Origin of the sequence: Streptomyces sp. NPDC079167 (assembly GCF_040686735.1) — a bacterium.
Lineage (GTDB): Bacteria > Actinomycetota > Actinomycetes > Streptomycetales > Streptomycetaceae > Streptomyces.
The window spans coordinates 1-19,793 of record NZ_JBFBLO010000021.1; the positions used below are offsets into that span (position 1 = coordinate 1).

Consider the following 19,793-nt stretch of genomic DNA (forward strand, 5'->3'; position numbering starts at 1 on the left):
TTCTCCGACGACGTCGCGGGAGAGTGGGGCGGCGTCGACCGGGCGTCCCGGCACGGCATCGAGGTGGTGCCCGCCGACTACTACATGAACGCCACAGGCCTCATCGGCCCGTCCGGCGGACGGCTTCACGGCTTCACGGCTTCACAACGTCATTTCCCGGGCTGCGCGGGCCGCTTGGACTTCGCGGGCCCCGTGAACTCCTCGTACGCGGCCACGACCTCCTTGGCCGGCCCGTCCATCCGCAGGGTGCCCGCCTCCAGCCAGATCGCCCGGTCGCAGGTATCGGTGATCGACCTGTTGCTGTGGCTCACGAGGAAGACCGTGCCGGCCTCCTCGCGGAGCTCCATGATCCGGTCCTTGCTGCGCCGCTGGAACTTCGCGTCTCCGGTGGACAGCGCCTCGTCGATCAGCAGCACGTCGTGGCTCTTGGCGGCCGCGATGGAGAAGCGGAGCCTGGCGCCCATGCCGGAGGAGTAGGTCCGCATGGGCAGGGTGATGAAGTCGCCCTTCTCGTTGATGCCGGAGAAGTCGACGATGTCCTGGTAGCGCTCGCGGATCTGTTCGCGCGTCATGCCCATGGCCAGGCCGCCGAGCACGACGTTGCGCTCCCCGGTCAGGTCGCTCATCAGGGCGGCGTTCACGCCGAGCAGTGAGGGCTGGCCCTGGGTGTGGACCCGCCCCTTGGACGCGGGCAGCAGCCCCGCGATCGCCTTGAGGAGCGTCGACTTCCCGGATCCGTTGGAGCCGATCAGGCCGATGGCCTCGCCCTTGTACGCGGCGAAGCTGACGCCCTTCACCGCGTGCACCTGGCGGGCGCCCCGAGGCTGCCGGCGCGACACGATCCTGTTGAGTGCGGAGGTGGCGCTGCCCTTTCCGGTACGGGCGCCGTTCACCGTGTAGGTGATGTGGACGTCGTCGACGACGACGGTGGGCACACGGGTGCCGGGGATGTCAGCCACGTCCGTACCTCTCCTCGGCCTTCCAGAAGTACACGAAACCGCCGATGCCGCAGACGAGCGCCCAGGCCGTCGCCAGGGCCCACACGTGCGGGGGCAGCTGGGCGCCGGTGAAGCTGTCGATCAGGGCGTAGCGCATCAGGTCGATGTAGATGGCCGCCGGGTTGCACTCCAGCGCCAGCAGGACGAGCCGCGGCACCCGGTCGGCGGTGAGCAGGGTGTCGAGGCTCCACATGACGCCCGAGGCGTACATCCAGGTGCGGAGGATGAAGGGGGTCAGCTGGGCGATGTCGGGGGTCTTGGCGGCCAGCCGGGCCATGACCATCGAGATGCCGGTGTTGAAGAGGGCCTGCAGGGTGAGCGCGGGGATCGCGAGCAGCCAGGACGGCCGCGGGTACTGGCCGAACACGAGAAGGATCAGGAAGAGCGCGCCGAGCGAGAAGAGCAACTGCTGGAGCTGCTGGATGGCCAGCGCGATCGGCAGCGAGGCACGCGGGAAGTGCAGGGCCCGGACGAGTCCGGTGTTGCCGCTGATGGCCCGGGTGCCGGCTGTGATGGAGCTGGCCGTGAAGGTCCAGATGAAGACGCCCGTGACGAGGAACGGCACGTAGTCGGGGACTCCGTGCTTGGTGTTCATCAGGACGCCGAAGATGAAGTAGTAGACCGTCGCGTTGAGCAGCGGGGTCATGATCTGCCAGATCTGACCGAGCTTCGCCTGGCTGTACTGGGCGGTCAGCTTGGCCGTGGCGAAGGCCGTGATGAAGTGCCTCCGCCCCCAGAGCTGCCGGACGTACGCGCCGAGCGTGGGCCGCGCCCCGCTGACGTTCAGCCCGTGCCGGGCCGCGAGAGCGGCCAGCTCGCCGGGTTCGTACACGGGGAGGAGGGGGGCTGGGGATGCGGTGTCCACCGGGGCCGGCGGGGCTGCTGTCTGGCTCACCACGGTCGCTTTCGACGGGGGGCGGGGGAACAGGGCGGACGGATGCGGCTCGATGGGACGGCACCGTATCGTCGCAACGCTGAGAGTAGGACGTTTGTACGTCGCAACGCAACCGTTTCGTCGTTACGGTCTATCATTCGGGCCATGACCACCCAACGGCGAACCGGGCGCCGCACCCCGGCAGGTGCCGCGGTGCTGCGGGAGGACGTGACGGACGCGATCCGCGGCGCCGTCTTCGAGGAACTGGCCGCCGTGGGCTTCGCACGGATGTCGATCGAGGGCATCGCCCGGCGCGCGGGGGTGGGCAAGACCGCCGTCTACCGCCGCTGGAAGTCCAAGCTGCATCTCGTCCTGGACCTGGTCGCGGCCGTCGCCGCGCAGGGCATGCCGGCGCCCGCGACGGGTTCGCTGTACGGGGATGTGCGCGCCGTGCTGGAACTGGCCGCGTACGCGCTGCGCCACCCCGTCGCCTCGCAGGTCATCCCCGACCTGCTGGTCGAGGCGGCCCGCAACCCGGAGATCTCCGACGCCATCAAGGCGGCCCTGCTGGACCAGCAGCAAGGGGTGGCCGCCGTGGTCGTACGGGCGGCGGTGGCACGCGGCGAACTGCCCGAGGGCAGCGACCCCGACCGGGCGCTGGACCTCATCGTCGGCCCGCTCTACTGGCGCCTCGTCGTGGTCCGGGGCGACCTGCCCAAGGGGTACCTCGACGACCTCGCGGCCTCGGCGGTCCGGGCGCTCAGGGCCTGACGGGGCGCGCCCCGGCCTCCCGGGGCCTGACGAGGCGCGGTGAGCCGGAGGAGTCCTCGTCGAGCAGACGGTCCGCGACGCGGCGGGCGGCGTCGCCGTCCGCGGGCCCGCAGTAGTCGCGCCGGAAGCTTTCGTACGCCTCCGCGTGGACGTCCGCCGAAGTGGCTGTGGCCCCCAGCGCCTGAGCCACCTCCCGGGTGGTGACGAGCAGCGGCCCGGGGGCCCGGGTCTCGAAGTCCAGGCAGAAGCCGCGCACGGTGTCCCGGTAGTGCTCCAGGTCGTAGGTGTGGAAGAGCATCGGACGGCCGGTGTGCGCGAAGCCGAAGGCCAGGCCCGAGTAGTCGGTGACCAGCACGTCGGCGATCAGCAGGAGCTCGGTGGAGTCGGGGTGCGTGGACACGTCACGCAGGGCGGGGTGCGCCGGGACGCTGCCCGTCACCCGGGGGTGTCTGCGCACCAGCACGGTGGTGCGGCCGTCCAGCGACCGCGCCAGAGCGGCCAGGTCGAGCGCCGGATCCCAGCGGTACAGGGGGGAGGAGGCGGCGGGGACAGCGGCCGGGGCGTGGGCGAGGTGGTCGCGGTACGTCGGCGCGTACAGCACCACGCGGTGGCCGTCCGGGATGCCCAGCCGCCGGCGTACCCGCTCGGCCGTCCTGTCCCGGCCGGGCGCGAACAGCAGGTCGTCGGCCGGGGAGCCGGCCTCCAGCACCTCGCCGCCGTAGGCCAGGGCGCGGCGGAGGTGCGGGGTGGCGAAGGCGCTGGGGGAGACCAGGACCGACCACTGGGCGGAGCGGTGCTCCAGCGTGGCGAGGTGATGGTGGTCGGCGTACAGGGTGCCGGTGAGATCCAGGCCGAACCGGCCGAGCGGGGCGTCGGGCCAGATCTGTACGACCGTCTGGCCGGGGCGGCGTTCGAACCACGCGGGCAGCTGACCTGCCGCCACGATCCTGCGGGACCGCGCCAGCGCCTCGTACCAGGCGGTGCTGTGCGCCACGACGGGGGCGGCGGTGGACGGGACGCGAGGCGCGGCGCCCGGGGAGCCGTCGGTGACCCACAGGTGCTCGGCACCGGTGCTCCGGCGTACGAGCTCGGCGTGCACGGCGCGCGCGGAGGCCTCTCCGGTGTAGAGCACGACGTCCCGGAGCGGCAGCCGGCGCTGCGCCGGGTGGTGCGCCGTCCGCAGAAGCCTCTGGCCGTACGCGCTCCGTTCCGCGTCCGCGAGCGCCGGCGCGCAGTGCACGGTCAGCCGGTCACCGTGGCGGCGGTCGAGGCGGAAGCGGGCGCCCGGGGTGCTCACCGCGCTCACCGCGCTCACCGGCAGGAGTGCGGCGAGCGCCGGCCCCACGCGCACGGGCCGGCCGCCCAGGAACACCTCCCAGTCACCTTCGCGGGGAGGGGCCGCGAGCACGGCGGCGAAGCGGTCATCGTCCCCTCGGACGGGGACGGCCACCGTCTCCCCGAGGGCGCCGTGCCGCAGTTCGAGGGCGCCGGTCCCGGTCCCCTCGATGCGCAGCCCACCGTCCGGGGCGGGCCCGGCGCGGTCCACACGCGGCTCCCCGGACAGCTCCACCACCAGGTGACCGGCCGGATCCGCGAGGGCGGGCGGCGGCAGGTCCGGGGCCGCGGCGAGCGGCACGCGGACGCCGTCGGTCAGGAGCGCCGCCCGCCACCGGGCCCCGCCCCCCGGGGCGGGCTCATGGGGCCCGCCGGGGGACGGGGGCGTCTCCGCCGCGAGGGCCGCGAGCGGGATCAGGGCGCTGAAGTCTCCCCCGTCGCCGCACCGCACCGCGCAGACGTGCTCCGCGCCCCCCTCGCGGGTCAGGACGAGGGCCGTCGGCCGGGCGTCCCCGTACAGCCTGCCGGTCAGCTCCAGGGTGTCCGGCCCGCCGTCGTGGCCGGTGGCCACCGCGGGCAGCCGGGACACGGCCAGCTCCAGCCGGCCGTCCCGGTAGCCGAGCACCGCGCGCCGCCCGCCGCCCAGGTCGTGGACCAGCGGCTGCGCGGCCGCCGCCTCCACGGCCCGCACCGCTGCCCGCCGCACGACGCCGTGACCGGCCACCACCACGCCCACCAGCCAGTTGCCCGGCCCCAGCCGCCCCGGGTCGAGGACCATGTCGAAGCCCGCGTGGTCGTAACTGTGCAGCTCCTGGCCCGAGTCGGCGGTCGCGCGGTCCGTCCGGACCGAGCGCACCGGGACGGCACGCGGCCGTCCGCCCCCCGCATCCCGCACCAGGCCCGCCTTCAGCGAGTGCCGGGCAGCCCGGGCCGGGAGGTTGCGGATGTACGCGTACCCGTGCAGCCGCAGCCTGCCGTCCTGGTCCCACGACGACTCCACCAGCCGGGCCACGGCGGGCAGGTCACCCCGGCCGAGGCGCGCCGAGGCCCTGCCGCCGGCCCCCGGGTGCACGGCGCGCCGCCTTCCCGGCGGGCCCGCGACGGTGAACGTGCCCGTTCCGTTGGCCCGTTCGGACTCCAGGACCGCCAGGAGTTCGCCGACGCGGCGCTCCCGCACCAGCTGCCAGCGGATACGCGCCTCGGCGGGCAGCCCGGCCAGGGCCGCGTCTCCCGCCCGGTCGAGGAAGGCGCCCGCGTCCGCCATGAACGCGGAGCGGTAGGCGGGCCCGCCCATCGGCAGTCCCTCCAGGAAGTACACGAAGTCGTCGCGCAGGCAGGAGGCGTCGTAGCGCAGCCGCTGTACGGGGTCGCGGTCCGCGAGGAAGGCGCTGACCTGTTCGCAGGCGGCGATCCGGTCCCGTACCCCCCGGACGTCCGTACGCCGCCGGGTGATCGAACCCTCCCGCACCCGCCAGTGGTAGACGTGTTCGCGCAGCACGTCCACCGCCCCGGCGAGGTAGTGCGCCGGGATCATCACCGGGGTGTCCTCGTAGAGCTTGCCCACCGGGAAGGTGAAGGCGTGCCGGTCCCAGAAGGAGCGCCGGAACACCTTGTTCCAGGCGACGCGGTCGGCCAGCAGCCGGGCATCGCGGGTGATGTGGGTGCGGAGGTGGTCGGCGGTCAGCCAGCGGTACTGCCAGGCCTGCCGGCTTCCCCGCTCGGTGAGCCGCCACACATTGCCCGTCGCCATATCCGAGCCGGTCGACTCCAGGGACGCCAGCATCCGTTCGTACGCGTCGGGGACGAGGACGTCGTCGCTGTCGGCGAACGCCAGGTAGGGCACTTCGCCGGTGGTGCGGGCGACCCCCGTGTTACGGGCGGCGCTCAGGCCCGCGTTGGGCTGGTGGACGCAGCGGAAGCGGCTGTCCCGGGCGGCGAAGTCCTTTGCGATACGGCGGCTCCCGTCCGTCGAGCCGTCGTCGACGAGCACCACCTCGATGTCCTTCAGGGTCTGCCCGGCCAGTGAGACGAGGCACTCCTCCAGATAGTCCTCGACGTTGTGCACGGGGACGACGACGCTGAGGAGTGGCTTCATGTACGGCTCAACCCGGGGGAGCGCCCCGGGTCACGCCACTGACCCGAACGGGTGACAGCCCCTGGGGCCGGCCGGACGGTCACCATTACGCTCGGCTGCCATGCTGCTCACCGTCGTCGTGTCCGCCCATCGCGTTCAGGGATACCTGAGGGCGGCCCTGGAGTCCGTGACCGGGCAGCCGCCGGCGGAGGGCGGGCAGGCGGACCTGGAGCTGGTCGTGGTCTGCGCGGCCGGGAGCGGGCTGGACCTCGCCATCGCACGGGAGTTCGCCGGCCGTGACCCCCGGGTGCGCGTGCTCGTCCACGACGGCCCCTGGGACACGGGTGCGGCCCGCGACACCGGTGCGGAGGCGGCGCGCGGTGCCCATCTGCTCTTCCTCGACGGTGACGACCTGCTCCTCCCCGGAGCGTTCGCGGAGATCTCCGCACGACTGACGGAGGACCGGCCCGACGTGCTGGCCCTGGGCCACGACCGGGTCGACTGGTGGGGCACGGCGGCGCCGGGAGACACCCTCCCGGCCGCCCGGAAGCAGCTCTTCCGCCGCGCCTTCTGGAACGACCACGGGCTCCGCTTCGCCGAAGGCCCGTACGGGGACGTCGTGCCCGTCCACCGGGCGCGCCTCCTCGCCTCCGACGCGGGCACCCTCGCCTCGCTCGACCGTGTCTGCGTGCGCCACCGGGTGCGCCGGACCGGCACGTTCGCCACGACGCCGGGCCGCGCGCACTTCGCGGTCATCGACGCCTACGAGCGGCTGGCCGCCGAGACCGGGGACGACCCGCGGATCCCGGCCGCGCGCACCGCGCACCTGACCGCCGTGCTCGACGACCCCGGCCGGATCGCGCCGGGCGACCGCGCCGCCTTCTTCCGGGCGGCCGGGCTCCCCGGCCGGTACGCCGCCCACCGGAGCAGGGCGGCGGTCCGCGCCGTGCGCGCCCGGGCGGGGGCCGCCGCGCGCGCGGGCAGGAAGTCGCTGCGCGCCCGCGTGATGAGGGCGCTCTACCGCGCCGATCTGCACCGGCCGCTGGACCCCTGCCTCGCCGTCTACGGTGCCTACTGGAACAGGGGCGTCGCCTGCAATCCGGCCGCCGTCTACGCCAAGGCCCGCGAGCTGGTCCCGCACATCCGCGGCGTCTGGGTCGTCTCCTCCCGCCACCGCGACCGGATGCCGACCGGAGTGCCGTACGTCATCGAGGGGTCCCGCGCCTACTGGCGGACGATGGCCACCGCGACGTACCTCGTCAACAACTCCAGCTTCCCCGGCGGCTTCACCAAACGGCCCGGCCAGGTCTACCTCCAGACGCACCACGGGACCCCGCTGAAGACGATGGGCCTGGACCAGCTCCCGTACCCCGCGCTCACCAAGGGCGTCAGCTTCGAGCGGATCGTCGCGCACACCGACCAGTGGGACTTCAGCCTCTCCGCCAACCCGCACAGCACCGAGGTCTGGGACCGGGTCTACCCCTCCTCGTACGAACAACTCCCGTACGGGTACCCGCGCAACGACGTCCTGTGCGACGCCACCGCCGAGCAGACCCGCAAGATCCGCGCGGAGCTCGGTATCGCGCCCGGAACGACCGTGCTGCTGTACGCGCCGACCCACCGTGACTACCGGGAGGGTTTCCTGCCGCTGCTCGACCTGGAGCGTCTCGCGCGTGACCTGGGGCCCGGCTGGGTGCTGCTGGTGCGCGCCCACTACTTCTACGGGCGGTCGGCCGGGACAGCGGCGGGCGGCCGGGTCGTCGACGTCACCGGCCATCCCGTCGTGGAAGAACTCTTCCTGGCCGCCGACGCGTTGATCAGTGACTACTCGTCCCTGATGTTCGACTACGCCTGCCTGGACCGCCCGATCATCACCTACGTGCCCGACTGGGAGGTCTACCGGGCCGCGCGCGGCACCTACGTCGACCTGCTGTCCGGCCGCCCGGGCGACACCCCCGGGGCGGTCGCCACCACGCAGGACGAGCTGCGCGAGGTGCTGGTGGGCGGAGCATGGAGGTCCCGGGACGCCGACGCGCTGCGCGCCGCGTTCCGCCGCCGTTTCTGCCCGTACGACGACGGCCACGCGGCGGAGCGCGTGGTGCGCAGGGTCTTCCCGGTCGGTTCGAACTGAACACCGGCGTCACCCGTACGGGGCGCTCCCTCCGTGCCCCACCGTCGTTGTGCTCAACAGCGCGCGCACACGGCAACGTTGGGAGAACCTCATGCACCGGTCCGCCTACGAGCAGATGCAGCTCTGCATCGAGGAGTACCTGCCAAGGACCCGCAGGCACCGCGTCGTGGACCTCGGTTCCCGGATCTCCGGCAAGCAGACCCGGACCCACCGCGGGCTCCTGGCCGGCCACGACATCGACTACTTCGGGGTCGACGTCCTCGACGGCCCCAACGTCGACGCGGTCATGAAGCAGCCCTACCGGATCCCCGCGAAGTCGCGCAGCGCCGATGTGGTGCTGTCGGGCCAGGCGTTCGAGCACATCCCGTTCTTCTGGGTGTCGATGATGGAGATCGCGCGGGTGCTCAGGCCCGGCGGCTACGCCTTCATCACCGCGCCCTCGCGCGGCCACGCCCACGACGCGCAGGACTGCTGGCGCTACTACCCCGACGGCTTCCGTGCGATGGCGGCCCACTCCCGCCTCGAACTCCGCGAGGCGTACACGGACTTCCCGCCCGCCAAGGGCATCTGGCACGACTACGCGTCCATCGACACCACGGCCGCCTACTGGGGCGACTCCGTGGGTGTCTTCCGCCGCCCGCTGCCCCACCGCCGGCCGGTGACCCGGCTGAAGAACAGCCTGGCGGACCTCGCCGTGCGGGAGACGGCCGTGTGGTGGGCCAACCGGGCCGGCGGCGTGGACCGAGTGCCGCTGCCGCGCCCGCTGGACGGACGGGCGCGGTGCGGACGTCCGGACAACCGTACGGTCCCATCAACCACAGGTTGACGAAAGGTGACATGAGCCGCAAAACGCGCGTACTGTCCGGCCCCATGGCTTGGCGCAACGCCGTCAACGGCGTCCTTCAGCAACTCACCGGATACCAGCTCAGGCGCGCGACCCTGCCCGCTCCCCGCCCGGCCCCCGCCGACCCGCCGGCGGCGGCGGCGGCGGCGAAGAAGCCTGCCGCGGTGAAGCCGACGGCGGCGAAGAAGCCGCAGTTCCCCGCGGACTACGACGACGAGGCGAAGGACGTCATCCGCGCGGTCAAGCCGTACACGATGACCTCCCCGGAGCGGCTCAACGCCTTCGTCCTCGCGACGCGGCACGTCGTCAAGCACGGCATCCCGGGGGACATCGTCGAGTGCGGGGTGTGGCGCGGCGGTTCCATGCAGGCCTGCGCCAGGACGCTGCTGTCCCTCGGTGAGACGGAGCGCGACCTCTATCTCTTCGACACGTACGAGGGCATGACGCCGCCCACCGCGGAGGACCTGCGGCGGGACGGCAGGCCGGCCCAGGAGCTGCTGGACGCGCAGGGCAAGGACCGGCCCATCTGGGCCGTGGCCTCCCTGGAGGACGTACGGGCCGGCTTCGAGCAGGTCCCGTACCCGAAGGACCGTGTCCACTACGTACGGGGCAAGGTCGAGGACACCGTCCCGGAGCAGGCGCCGGAGCAGATCTCCATCCTCCGCCTGGACACCGACTGGTACGCGTCGACGAAGCACGAGCTCACCCATCTGTACGGGCGTCTGGTGAGCGGCGGGGTGCTGCTGATCGACGACTACGGCTACTGGCAGGGATCACGCCAGGCAGTGGACGAATTCCTGGAGGAGACCGGGGAGCGGCTTCTGCTGCTGCGCATGGACGAGGGACGCATCGCCGTCAAGCCTTAGGTGGAGCGCCCCGTTGCGAGCCCCGTGCCTCCCCGGCACGGGGCTCGTTCCATACAGAGGAAGTCCGTTCGTCCGTCCGGAAGGATCGTGCGCAGCGTCATGGCACCCCGTCTCACCGTCGTCGTCCCGCTCTTCAACGTCGAGGAGTACCTCGGCGCCTGCCTGGACTCGCTCGCCGGGCAGACCATGGCGGACCTGGAAGTCGTCATGGTCGACGACGGTTCGACGGACGGCAGCGCCGACGTGGCTCTGCGGTTCGCCCGGCAGGACTCCCGTTTCCGGCTGATCCGGCAGAAGAACGCGGGGCTGGGGGCCGCGCGTAACGCGGGCGCGGGACAGGCCCACCCGGACGCGGACTTCCTGACGTTCGTCGACAGCGACGACGTCGTGCCGCCGGGCGCCTACGCCAGGATGCTCGGGGAACTGGACGCCTCCGGCTCGGACTTCGCGACGGGCAACGTGCTCAGGCTCCGGGCGAACGGGGTGCTCGAACAGTCCCCCATGTTCCGCAGGCCGATGGAGAGGGCCCGCCGGGCCACCCATGTCACCCGGGACTGGGTCCTGCTCGGCGACCGCATCGCGTGCAACAAGGTGTTCCGCAGGTCCTTCTGGGACCAGCACGCCTTCGCCTTCCCGACCGGCGTCCTGTACGAGGACATCGCCGTGGTCCTGCCGGCCCACTTCCTGGCCCGGAGCGTCGACGTCGTGGAGGCCCCGGTCTACCACTGGCGGGACCGCGACGGCTCGATCACGACCCGGCGCGCGGTGGCCCGGGGAATCCGCGACCGGGTCACCGCGGTGTCCACGGTCAGCCGGTTCCTGGCCGACCGGGGGATGACGGAGGCGAAGCGGCGCTACGACGAACACGCGCTCTCCGGTGACCTGTGGCTGTTCATCGAGGCCCTCCCGGACGGGGACGAGAGCTTCCACGAGGCCTTCCTCACCCACGCCAACGCCTTCGCCTCGACGGTCGAACCCGCGGTCCTGGACGCGCTGCCCCTGCATCTGCGCGTCAAGTGGCAGCTCATCCGGGAGCGCAGGACGGCGGAACTGCTCGCGCTCCTGGCCCACGAGTCCACCGACCGCGACACCTTCCACGTCCGGGGCCGGCTGAGGCCCAGGGCCCAGTACCCCGGAGTCGACGCCCCTCTCCCGCGCAAGGTCACCGCTCTGTCCGCCGAGGACCTCCCCGTGCACGCGCATCTCACCGAGGCCGTGTGGAGGGACGGGCTGCTGCACCTCAAGGGGTACGCGTACGTCCGCAACGCCCCCGGGGGGTCGGCCGGGGCCGGCTGGCTGAGGTCGGGCCGCCGGCTGATCCCCCTGAGGCTGCGCCGGACGGCGACGGACGAGGCGACGGCCGGTTCGGGCCGCTCGCTGCACCGCTACGAACGGTCCGGCTTCGAGACCGTCGTCGACCCGCGCCGGCTCGTCACCCGGGGCACGGCACGCGGAACCCGCACGGTCTGGAAGCTGGAATCCGTCGTCGTCGGCGCGGGGCGCCCGCGCCGCGGCCCGATGCGGCTGCTCGGCAACCCCGCCGCGCCCGCCGTGCGTTACCTCGACGAGCGCACCCGGGTCGTCCCGCTCCTCTCCGGGAACAAGCTGGAGCTGCGCGCCGAGCGGGTGGACGCCGTGCTCGCCGGACACCGGCCGACGGACGCCGGGGACGGGATCCGGATCGCGGTGCGGCTGCCGGGCCCGGACGCGCCGACGGCTCTGCGGATCCAGGAGTGGCGTACGAAGGAGACCCGTGAGTTCCCCCTGGTGACCGACGAGGACACCGACGGCCGTACGGTCCTCGCCGAGGTGCCGCTGGTGGCGTTCGGGGGCTCCGACGGCGACTGGGGTGTCCAGCTGGTCTGCGGGGCGCGGCGGCTCACCGTCGCGGCCCGTCCGGAGACCGACGCGGGCCGGTACCCGCTGCCCGGCGGCCGCGAGGTCTACGCCGCCACCAACCCCTCCGGGGACCTGGTGCTCAGCGACCGGGACGTGCGGCCCGTCGTCACGGGCGTGTCCTGGACGGACGACGCGGGTCTGGTCCTGGAGGGGTCCTTCCCGGCGGTGCGCTACCGTCCGGTCGAGCTCGTCCTGCGGCACAGCGGCCACCAGGAGGAGAACGCCTTCGCCGTGGAACGCACGGGTTCAGGTTTCCGTACGGAGCTGTCCCCGGGAGCGGTCGACGGGGCAGGCGGCCCGCTGCCGCTCGCCGAGGGCAGGTGGTACCCGTTCCTCCGGTCGCGGGGCGAGAGGGACCCCGAGCGCTATCTGCCGCTGTGCGTGGTGCACCAGCTGCACGCGGAACTGCCGCTCGGGCGCGCGTCGGCAGGACGCCGCTTCACCCTGGAGCGGCGCTTCCACGACCGGCTCTCCCTGCGGTCGGGCAGCGTCCTGCCACCGGAGGACCGGGGGGCGTACGGGCAGCGGCGACTGCGCGAGTGGTACGGCGGCCTGCTCGGACGGGAGCTGCGCGACACCGTGCTGTACTCCAGTTTCGACGGCCGCCAGTACTCCGACTCACCGCGCGCGATCCACGAGGAGCTGGTCCGGCGCGCCACCGGCGTCGAGCACCTCTGGGTGGTGCGGGACCAGCAGGCCGTCGTGCCCGCCGGTGTCCGTGCCGTGGCCCTGCACAGCGCCGAGTGGCACGAGGCCCTGGCCCGCAGCCGGTGGATCGTCACCAACACCCAGCTGCCCGAGTGGTTCGAGCGGGCGGAGGGGCAGTTCGTCGTCCAGACCTGGCACGGCACCCCGCTCAAGCGCATCGGCCGTGACCTGGCGGGCACCGCCTTCGCGGACACCGCGTACATGGAGTCCATGCCCCGCCGGGCCGCCCAGTGGAGCGTCCTCGTCTCGCCGAACCGCTTCTCCACACCGGTCCTGCGCCGTGCGTTCGGGCACACGGGCGAGGTGCTGGAGTGCGGCTACCCGCGCAACGACCTGCTGTACGCCTCCGACCGTGCGAAGGTCGCCGCCGCGGTCCGGCAGTCGCTCGCCGTCCCCGAGGGCAAGCGCGTCGTCCTGTACGCCCCCACCTGGCGCGAGGACCGGCCGAAGCAGAGCGGGCTGTACGGACTCGACCTCCAACTCGACCTCGAACACGCGCGGAAGGCGCTCGGGGACGACCACGTCCTGCTGGTGCGCCGCCACTACCTGGTCGGCGGAAGCATCCCCGAGAACGACTTCGTGCGCGACGTGTCACGCCATCCCGACGTCGCCGAGCTGATGCTGATCAGCGATGTGCTGGTCACGGACTACTCCTCCCTGATGTTCGACTTCGCGCAGACGGGCCGCCCGATGCTGTTCCACACCTACGACCTGGAGCACTACCGCGACACCCTGCGGGGCTTCTGCTTCGACTTCGAGAACCGGGCGCCCGGCCCGCTGATCACCGACTCGGCCGCCGTCGTGGAGGCGCTGCGCGACCCGGAGGCCGCGACGGCGGGCCACCGGGAGGCTTACGCCGGCTTCCGCGAGTCGTTCTGCGATCTCGACGACGGGACGGCGGCCGCCCGGGTCGTGGACCGGATGCTGAAGGGGGCACAGGCATGAGTGCGCCCGACTTCAGCTGTGTGATCACCGCCGCGGAGGGCGGGGAGGACGCGCTGACGGCATCCGTGGAGTCCGTGCTCGGCCAGAGCCTGCGCGCCGTCGAGGCCCTCGTCGTCCTCCCGGCCGGAGCACCCGCCGCCGTGCGGAGTGCGGCCGGTTCGCTCGCCGGGCGCGCCCCGGACCGCGTCCGCGTGCTCGACCCCGGTACGGACTCCGTCGCCTCGCTGCGCAACGCCGGCCTGGACGCGGCGCGCGGCACGTACGTCCTCGTGCTCGACGTCGGCGAGCGCCTCCAGTTCCACGCCTGCCGCAACCTCTGGGAGGCCGGTGCGCGGACCCGTGCCGACCTGGTCGCCGGGCGCTGGGCCCGGCTCACCGGAGAGGGTACGAAGGAACGTGAACCCTCCTGGCAGCACCCGCTGTTCCTCCGCTCCCGTACGGTGGCCCGGTTCTCCGAGGCACCCGAACTGTCCGTCCACGACGCCTTGGTGACCGGCTTCTGCGTGCGGCGCGCGGCGCTGGAGCGGCACGCGCTGCGCTACGACGAGGACCTCACCCACAGCGGGATCCTGTTCGGCCCCCTGGTGGCGTCGGTGGTCGGCCGGATCGCCCTCGTGCGCCGCAGGATCGTCTCCGGGCGGGCCGTGCCCGACGCCGGCCGGGACCTCGCCGGGCTCGTGGAGGCGCACCGGCGTGTCTGTCACGTGCTGGTGGCCCAGGGGCTGGCGGAACTGCGCGAGCAGCGGGACCGCGCCTTCCTGCTGGACCACCTCGTGCCGCTGGTGCGGGCCTTCCCCGAACTGCCGGCCGCGGCACGCGAACGCGTCGCGGCGACGGCGGCCCGGGTGCTGCCCGGCACCGTCCCCGGGCCGGTGCTGCTCACCCTCCCGCCCGTCGAGCGCGTCGGCGTGCGGCTGCTGGAGCGGGGGGACGAGGACGGGGTGCTCACCGCTGCGTACGCGCTGCGCAGGAGGGGCACCGTGGCCGCGCCCCTCTCCATGGCCGACGACGGGCGGGTGTACTGGCCGGGCGGCCCCGACCCCGTGCTGGACGTCACCGAACTCGGCCATCAGTACCGCACGTTCGGCGAGCTGAAGCTGATGAACAGGCTCACCCGCTACGAGGCCGAAGGACGCCGGGTGCTGATCGAGGGCCGGCTCGTGCTGCCCGCGCACACCGGACCCGACCCGGAGGGACCCCTCACGGCCCATCTGGAGTTCCGCGTACGCGACGGCTCCCGCGCCTTCCGTGTCCCGGTCGACGGGCTGCGGCCGGACCCCACCGGGATCAGCTGGTCCGTCCGGGCCGACCTGACGCGCCTGCTGCGCCCCTACGGCCCCCGCGACACGGTGTGGGACGCGCGGATGGTGCTGGAGGACGGCAGGACCCGCTCGGTGAGCGACCTCTTCGCTGCCCACGACCTCGTCGGCCCGTCGGACCGTTCGCCCGCCGCGCCCCGGCTGGGCAGGACGACCGGGGACACCTGGCAGCCGTACATCACGCTCCGGGACCATCTGGCGCTGCGGCTCGAAGCCCGTAACCGGCCCGCCCGCACGGCCCGCCGACTGGTCCACTACGCCACCCACTTCCGCCCCGCCCGCCGGGCCAGGCTCCTGCTGCGGGCTCTGCGCAAGCGCCGGGACAGGCTGCACGCCAGGGGCTTCAAGGTCTCCGTCTACCGCTCCTGGCTGCTCCGGCTGCCCGTGCGCAGGGGCTCCGTGGTCTTCGAGAGCCACATGGGCACCTGCTACGGCGACAGCCCCCGGGCCGTCCACGAGGAGGTGCGCGCCCGGGGGCTCCCGCTGCGCTGCGTCTGGTCGTACGCCGACTCCCCGGCCGGGTTCCCGGCGGACGCCCGGCTGGTCCGGCGCTGGTCCTGGCGCTATCTGTGGGCCCTGGCACGGGCGGAGTACTGGGTCGACAACCAGGGGTTCCCCCAGCACCTCGACAAGCCCTCCGGCACGGTCTACCTCCAGACCTGGCACGGATCGGCGTACAAGCGCATGGGGTTCGACGAGACCCGGGTGCGCATGCAGAACGCCCCGCAGCGCGAGCGGCTCCAGCAGGCCGTGCACCGGTTCGACCACTTCCTCGTACGGTCCGAGCACGACGAGCGGACACTGGCGCGCGCCTACCGGCTGCCCGCGAGCACGCTGCTGCGCACCGGCTACCCGCGCAACGACGCGCTGGTCGCCGCGCGGGCCCGGGACGAGGCCCAGGGAAGGCTGCCGCGCCCGGCGCTGGCGGCGGAACTCGGACTGCCCGACCACCGCAAGGTGGTGCTGTACGCGCCGACCTTCCGGGGCGGGCCGGGCACGCGCAGGCGGCAGCGGCTGCTCCTGGACGCGGCGCGCTTCGCGGAGCGGTTCGGCGACACGTACACGCTGCTGGTGCGGGCGCACTACCTGGAGGCGGCGAGCCTGCCCGCCTGCCCGCCCGGGACGGTCGTGGACGTCTCGCGCCACCACGACGTCAGCGAACTCCTCGCGCTCGCCGACGTCCTGGTCACGGACTACTCGTCGATCATGTTCGACTACGCCCTCCTGGACCGTCCGATCGTCCTCTTCGCCCCCGATCTCGCCACCTACGCCGCCGAGCGGGGGAGCTACTTCGACCTGCGGGAGAAGGCGCCGGGCCCGGTGACGGCGACCGAGGAGGAGCTGTTCGCCGTGCTGGCCCGGCTGAAGACCGCGGACACCGGCTTCCAGGAACAGCGCGCCGCCTTCGCCGAGGAGTTCGGAGCGTACGACCGGGGGGACGCGGCCCGGTCGGTCGTCGACACCGTGTTCGCCCGGCATCTCGTCGCGTCCCGTCCGTCCCGTACCGCTCGCACCGGGGAGGCCCGTCGATGAACCGCAGCCGTGACGTCTTCATCGTCTCCAACAGCACCGACGAGCTCGGGGGTGTGACCGGCTGGATGCACCGGACCGCCCACCTGTTCCAGGAGGCCGGCCACCGGGTGCACACCATCGGCATCCACGCCGCCGAGCGGAAGATGGCCCTGCCCGACCCGCCGGCCTACCCGGTGACCGCCCTGTACCCGGCGCATCCGCCGACGCCCTGGGCGCCCAAGGGGGTACGGGACCGCTTCCGGTTCGCCGCCCGGCGAGCGGAGGCCGGCCGGGCGGCCCGGAAGCGGCTGGCGGTCGACCAGCTCTCGGAGATCTTCCGGGCGGCGCGTCCCGGGGGCGTGGTGATCGTCAGCCAGGTCTGGGCGATGGAGTGGGTCGGCGAGGCGGACACCGGCGGGATGCGGGTCATCGGGATGAGCCACGAGTCCTACGACTACTCGCGGGCGAGCCACCGCTACCGCTGGATCAAGAACCACTACCCGCCGCTCGACCGTTGGCTCGTCCTCACGGAGGAGGACGCGGACAAGTGGGCGGGCGACGGGATGAACAACGTGGGTTTCATGCCCAACGCCCTGGCCGCGCTGCCCGATGTGCCCTCCCCGCGCCGCGAGAAGTCGGTCGCGAGCATCGGACGGCTCACCGACCAGAAGGGCATCGACATGCTCCTGGACACCTGGGCGCTGGTGGCACCGCAGCGCCCGGACTGGCGGCTGGACGTGTACGGGGCGGGCGAGGACGAGGCCGACCTGAGGGCGCGGTGCACCGCCCTGGGGCTCGACGCCTCGGTCGGATGGCGGGGGCGCACCGACGACGTCCCCGGGGCGCTCGCCGCGTCCTCCGTCTTCGTCCAGTCCTCACGCGGCGAGGGCTTCCCGCTGGCGCTCCTGGAGGCCATGGCGAGCGGGGTGCCGTGCGCGGCGTTCGACTGCGCGCCGGGCGTACGGGAGATCGTGCGCGACGGCGAGGACGGGCTGCTCGCGCCCGCGGGGGACATCGGGGCCCTCGCGGACCGGCTGCTCAGGCTCACCGGCAACCCCCGGATGCGGGACGCGATGGGGGACCGGGCGCGGGCCGACGTCCAGCGGTTCTCCGAGGCCGAGATCATGGGGCGCTGGGAAGAGCTGTTCGCGTTGCTGGAGCGCTGAGGTCCCCGGGGCGCCCCTGAGGCGCCCCGGAGGCCCGGGCGTCACCCGTTGCTGTACTCCCGTACGGTCACCTGCCGGGGGACCTCCACGGTCCCGCACCCCGGCTGCGGGGCGGGCAGCGGCAGGCCCGAGGTGTCGTCGAGGAAGACCCGGCGCACCACCCGCTCCGCCGCGTGCCCGTCGTCGTACGGGCAGAACCTGGCCCGGAACGCCGCCCGGCGCTGCGCGGAGCGGGGCCCGCGCCAGTGGTCGGTGGCGAAGATCTCGTGCAGCTCCTCCTGGTCACGGGCGACCGCGCCGGGCGGGAAGGCCGCCGGATCGAAGTACGTGCCGCGGGCCGCCTCGTACGCCTGCGCGTCCTCCAGGTGCAGGACGACCGGCCGGTCCAGGTTGACGTAGTCGAACATCAGCGACGAGTAGTCCGTGATCAGCCCGTCGGAGGCGAGACAGAGCTCCTCGACGGACGGGTGGGCGCTGACGTCGATGATCCGCGGGTGCCGGTGGTGACCGGAGGCGGCCCGGGCCGTCGTGTCCAGGTAGTGGGAGCGGGCCAGGATGACGAAGTGCGGCCCCAGGACGCGGACCAGCTGTTCCAGGTCCAGGGAGTGCCGCTGGGCACGCCGGTAGTCCCGGTGGGTCGGCGCGTACAGCAGGGCGGTTCTGCCCTCCGGGACGCCCAGCCGCTCGCGCAGCCGTGCGGTCTCCTCGGGGCCGGTGCGGCGGAAGACGTCGTTGCGTGGGCTGCCGTACTCCAGCGTGGTGTAGCCCGAGGGGTAGGTGCGCTCCCAGACGAGGGTGGAGTGCTGGTTGGCCGAGAGCGAGTAGTCCCACTTGTCGACGTTGCGCAGGAGCTGGCCGAAGTCCATGGAGCCGGCCGCCGCCGGACGGTGCACGAGGTCGGTGCCCATGGTCTTCAGCGGGGTCCCGTGGTGGGTCTGGAGCAGCACCTGACCGCGTCTCTTCACGAGCCGGCGGTCGAAGTTGACGTTGTTCACGAGGTACTTGGAGCGGGCCAGCGCCGTCCAGTACGCGGCCGTCCCGGGGTGCAGCACGCGGGTGGCCTCCGGCACCGTGTGCGCGTCCTCCGGACGGCAGATCCAGGACGTGCGCAGCCCCGGCACGAGGGCCCTGGCCGTGGCCTCCAGCGCGGCGGGACTGCAGGTGTACCCGCGGTGCCAGTACGCGGCGAACACGGCGTCCCCGCTCCGGACGGGCAGCCGCAGCTGGACGCGGTAGTGCAGCTGGAGCACCGCCGCGCGGACCGCCCGGCGCGTCGCCGAGGCCGCACGCCCGAGCCTGCCGTGCACCCGCTGTGCGGCCCACAGGGCGCGGTACGTGCGGTGGGCGCCCAGCCGGAACAGCGCGTGCCGCAGACGGGTGCGGCGGGACACGGGGGCGCCGGGGGTCCGGTAGCGGCGGCAGTGGGCGCGGGCACGGCGGAAGAACCGGGCCCGGCTGCCGCGCGGCAGCCGGCCCCTGGAGGTGAAGAGCGTCGAGAAGTGGTCGAGCATCCGGCGGAACATCACCGGGCGCCAGACGGCGAGTTCGGGGCGGGCGTCGATGAAGGCGAAGACCCGGTCGTACTGGTCGAAGACGTCGAAGTGGCGGAGGGTGGTGGTGGAGAGGATGTTGCCCCGGCGCCGCTGGCGGTACCGCACGCAGACGCTGTCCAGCACGGCGATCGACCCGGCGGCCATCAGCACCGGGTAGGTCCAGGGGGTGTCCTCGTAGTAGCCGGGCGGGAAGGTGAAGCCCTCGGCCTCGACGAACTCGCGGCGGTACGCCTTGTTCCAGACGACCATCAGGACCTTGAGCAGCTCCGGCCGCTCCGTGAGCCGGAAGGAGGCGGGGCCGGTCTCGGCGAGGTGGTGGGCGAAGGTGTTGCGTACGCTCTCGCCCGACCAGTACGTGCGGGCGTAGTCGTAGACCAGGACGTCGGGGCCGCCGGTGGCGTCCAGGCGGTCGGCGATGGCCTGGAGCGCCTCGGGGGCGAAGGTGTCGTCGCCGTCGAGGAAGAGCAGGTAGTCCCCGGTCGCCCTGGCGACCCCGGCGTTGCGGGCCGGTCCGAGACCGGAGTTGCACGGCAGGTGGACGGCGCTGACCCGGGGGTCGCGTACGGCGTACTCGTCGGCGATCGGGCCGCAGGCGTCCGGCGAACAGTCGTCGACCACGATGATCTCGTAGTCCTTGAAGGACTGGTCCAGCACGGAGTCGAGGCACGCGTGCAGATACGCCTGGACCCGGTACGCGGGCACGATGACACTGAACCGGGGCACAACACATCCAGGGGTCGCTCGCGGGAGGGCAGGTGGCCCGCAAACGGCCGATGGGGTGACGTGGTTACGTGGAAT

11 protein-coding genes are annotated in these 19,793 nt (G+C 73.1%); 7 read left to right on the top strand and 4 right to left on the bottom strand.

The window, feature by feature from the left end; translation table 11 throughout:
* Positions 1-149 precede the first annotated feature (149 nt).
* Together AB0P41_RS31075 and AB0P41_RS31080 are read right to left on the bottom strand one after the other, a co-directional pair.
* Positions 150-959 carry an ABC transporter ATP-binding protein gene (locus AB0P41_RS31075; protein WP_356708766.1) on the bottom strand — a complete coding sequence of 270 codons (810 nt, stop codon included), beginning with the start codon at positions 957-959 and terminating at the stop codon, positions 150-152.
* The gene (locus tag AB0P41_RS31080) at positions 952-1,896 is read right to left on the bottom strand and encodes an ABC transporter permease (RefSeq protein WP_356708764.1); all 945 of its coding nucleotides are present in this window, start codon (positions 1,894-1,896) and stop codon (positions 952-954) included. The genes AB0P41_RS31075 and AB0P41_RS31080 overlap by 8 nt, the downstream gene beginning before the upstream one ends.
* Positions 1,897-2,037: 141 nt before the next feature.
* On the opposite strand from AB0P41_RS31080, the gene AB0P41_RS31085 reads away from it, so the two are divergent.
* The gene (locus AB0P41_RS31085) at positions 2,038-2,643 is read left to right on the top strand and encodes a TetR/AcrR family transcriptional regulator (RefSeq protein WP_356708762.1); all 606 of its coding nucleotides are present in this window, start codon (positions 2,038-2,040) and stop codon (positions 2,641-2,643) included.
* Here AB0P41_RS31085 and AB0P41_RS31090 read toward each other — a convergent pair.
* On the bottom strand, positions 2,633-6,073 hold the full coding sequence (locus AB0P41_RS31090) for a CDP-glycerol glycerophosphotransferase family protein (RefSeq protein ID WP_365935474.1): 3,441 nt from the start codon (positions 6,071-6,073) through the stop codon (positions 2,633-2,635). The genes AB0P41_RS31085 and AB0P41_RS31090 overlap by 11 nt on opposite strands.
* Before the next feature lie 100 nt (positions 6,074-6,173).
* Between AB0P41_RS31090 and AB0P41_RS31095 the strand changes: the two genes are divergently transcribed.
* The 6 genes from AB0P41_RS31095 (at position 6,174) to AB0P41_RS31120 (ending at position 17,442) form a co-directional block, all read left to right on the top strand.
* Positions 6,174-8,183 carry a CDP-glycerol glycerophosphotransferase family protein gene (locus AB0P41_RS31095; protein ID WP_365935475.1) on the top strand — a complete coding sequence of 670 codons (2,010 nt, stop codon included), beginning with the start codon at positions 6,174-6,176 and terminating at the stop codon, positions 8,181-8,183.
* Positions 8,184-8,274: 91 nt separating this feature from the next.
* Positions 8,275-9,009, top strand: coding sequence for a methyltransferase domain-containing protein (locus tag AB0P41_RS31100; RefSeq protein WP_356708757.1), 735 nt, complete (start codon positions 8,275-8,277; stop codon positions 9,007-9,009).
* Between the two features lie 11 nt (positions 9,010-9,020).
* The gene (locus AB0P41_RS31105; protein ID WP_365935477.1) at positions 9,021-9,893 is read left to right on the top strand and encodes a TylF/MycF/NovP-related O-methyltransferase; all 873 of its coding nucleotides are present in this window, start codon (positions 9,021-9,023) and stop codon (positions 9,891-9,893) included.
* A gap of 99 nt (positions 9,894-9,992) precedes the next feature.
* Positions 9,993-13,445: a CDP-glycerol glycerophosphotransferase family protein gene (locus AB0P41_RS31110; RefSeq protein WP_365935479.1), complete on the top strand. Its 3,453-nt coding sequence runs from the start codon at positions 9,993-9,995 to the stop codon at positions 13,443-13,445.
* Positions 13,442-16,297 carry a CDP-glycerol glycerophosphotransferase family protein gene (locus AB0P41_RS31115; RefSeq protein WP_365935481.1) on the top strand — a complete coding sequence of 952 codons (2,856 nt, stop codon included), beginning with the start codon at positions 13,442-13,444 and terminating at the stop codon, positions 16,295-16,297. Before AB0P41_RS31110 ends, AB0P41_RS31115 begins: the two co-directional genes overlap by 4 nt.
* Complete coding sequence (locus AB0P41_RS31120) at positions 16,294-17,442, top strand: glycosyltransferase (protein WP_365935483.1); 1,149 nt, start codon at positions 16,294-16,296, stop codon at positions 17,440-17,442. Before AB0P41_RS31115 ends, AB0P41_RS31120 begins: the two co-directional genes overlap by 4 nt.
* A 41-nt stretch (positions 17,443-17,483) precedes the next feature.
* On the opposite strand, the gene AB0P41_RS31125 is transcribed toward AB0P41_RS31120, so the two are convergent.
* On the bottom strand, positions 17,484-19,718 hold the full coding sequence (locus tag AB0P41_RS31125) for a bifunctional glycosyltransferase family 2 protein/CDP-glycerol:glycerophosphate glycerophosphotransferase (protein ID WP_365935485.1): 2,235 nt from the start codon (positions 19,716-19,718) through the stop codon (positions 17,484-17,486).
* Between the last annotated feature and the right edge of the window lie 75 nt (positions 19,719-19,793).

Bases quoted from the DNA above. Each gene is read 5' to 3' on its own strand.
- AB0P41_RS31085 (WP_356708762.1), top strand. From the start codon at position 2,038: ATGACCACCCAACGGCGAACCGGGCGCCGCACCCCGGCAGGTGCCGCG.
- AB0P41_RS31090 (WP_365935474.1), bottom strand. From the start codon at position 6,073: ATGAAGCCACTCCTCAGCGTCGTCGTCCCCGTGCACAACGTCGAGGAC.
- AB0P41_RS31095 (WP_365935475.1), top strand. From the start codon at position 6,174: ATGCTGCTCACCGTCGTCGTGTCCGCCCATCGCGTTCAGGGATACCTG.
- AB0P41_RS31100 (WP_356708757.1), top strand. From the start codon at position 8,275: ATGCACCGGTCCGCCTACGAGCAGATGCAGCTCTGCATCGAGGAGTAC.
- AB0P41_RS31105 (WP_365935477.1), top strand. From the start codon at position 9,021: ATGAGCCGCAAAACGCGCGTACTGTCCGGCCCCATGGCTTGGCGCAAC.
- AB0P41_RS31110 (WP_365935479.1), top strand. From the start codon at position 9,993: ATGGCACCCCGTCTCACCGTCGTCGTCCCGCTCTTCAACGTCGAGGAG.
- AB0P41_RS31115 (WP_365935481.1), top strand. From the start codon at position 13,442: ATGAGTGCGCCCGACTTCAGCTGTGTGATCACCGCCGCGGAGGGCGGG.
- AB0P41_RS31120 (WP_365935483.1), top strand. From the start codon at position 16,294: ATGAACCGCAGCCGTGACGTCTTCATCGTCTCCAACAGCACCGACGAG.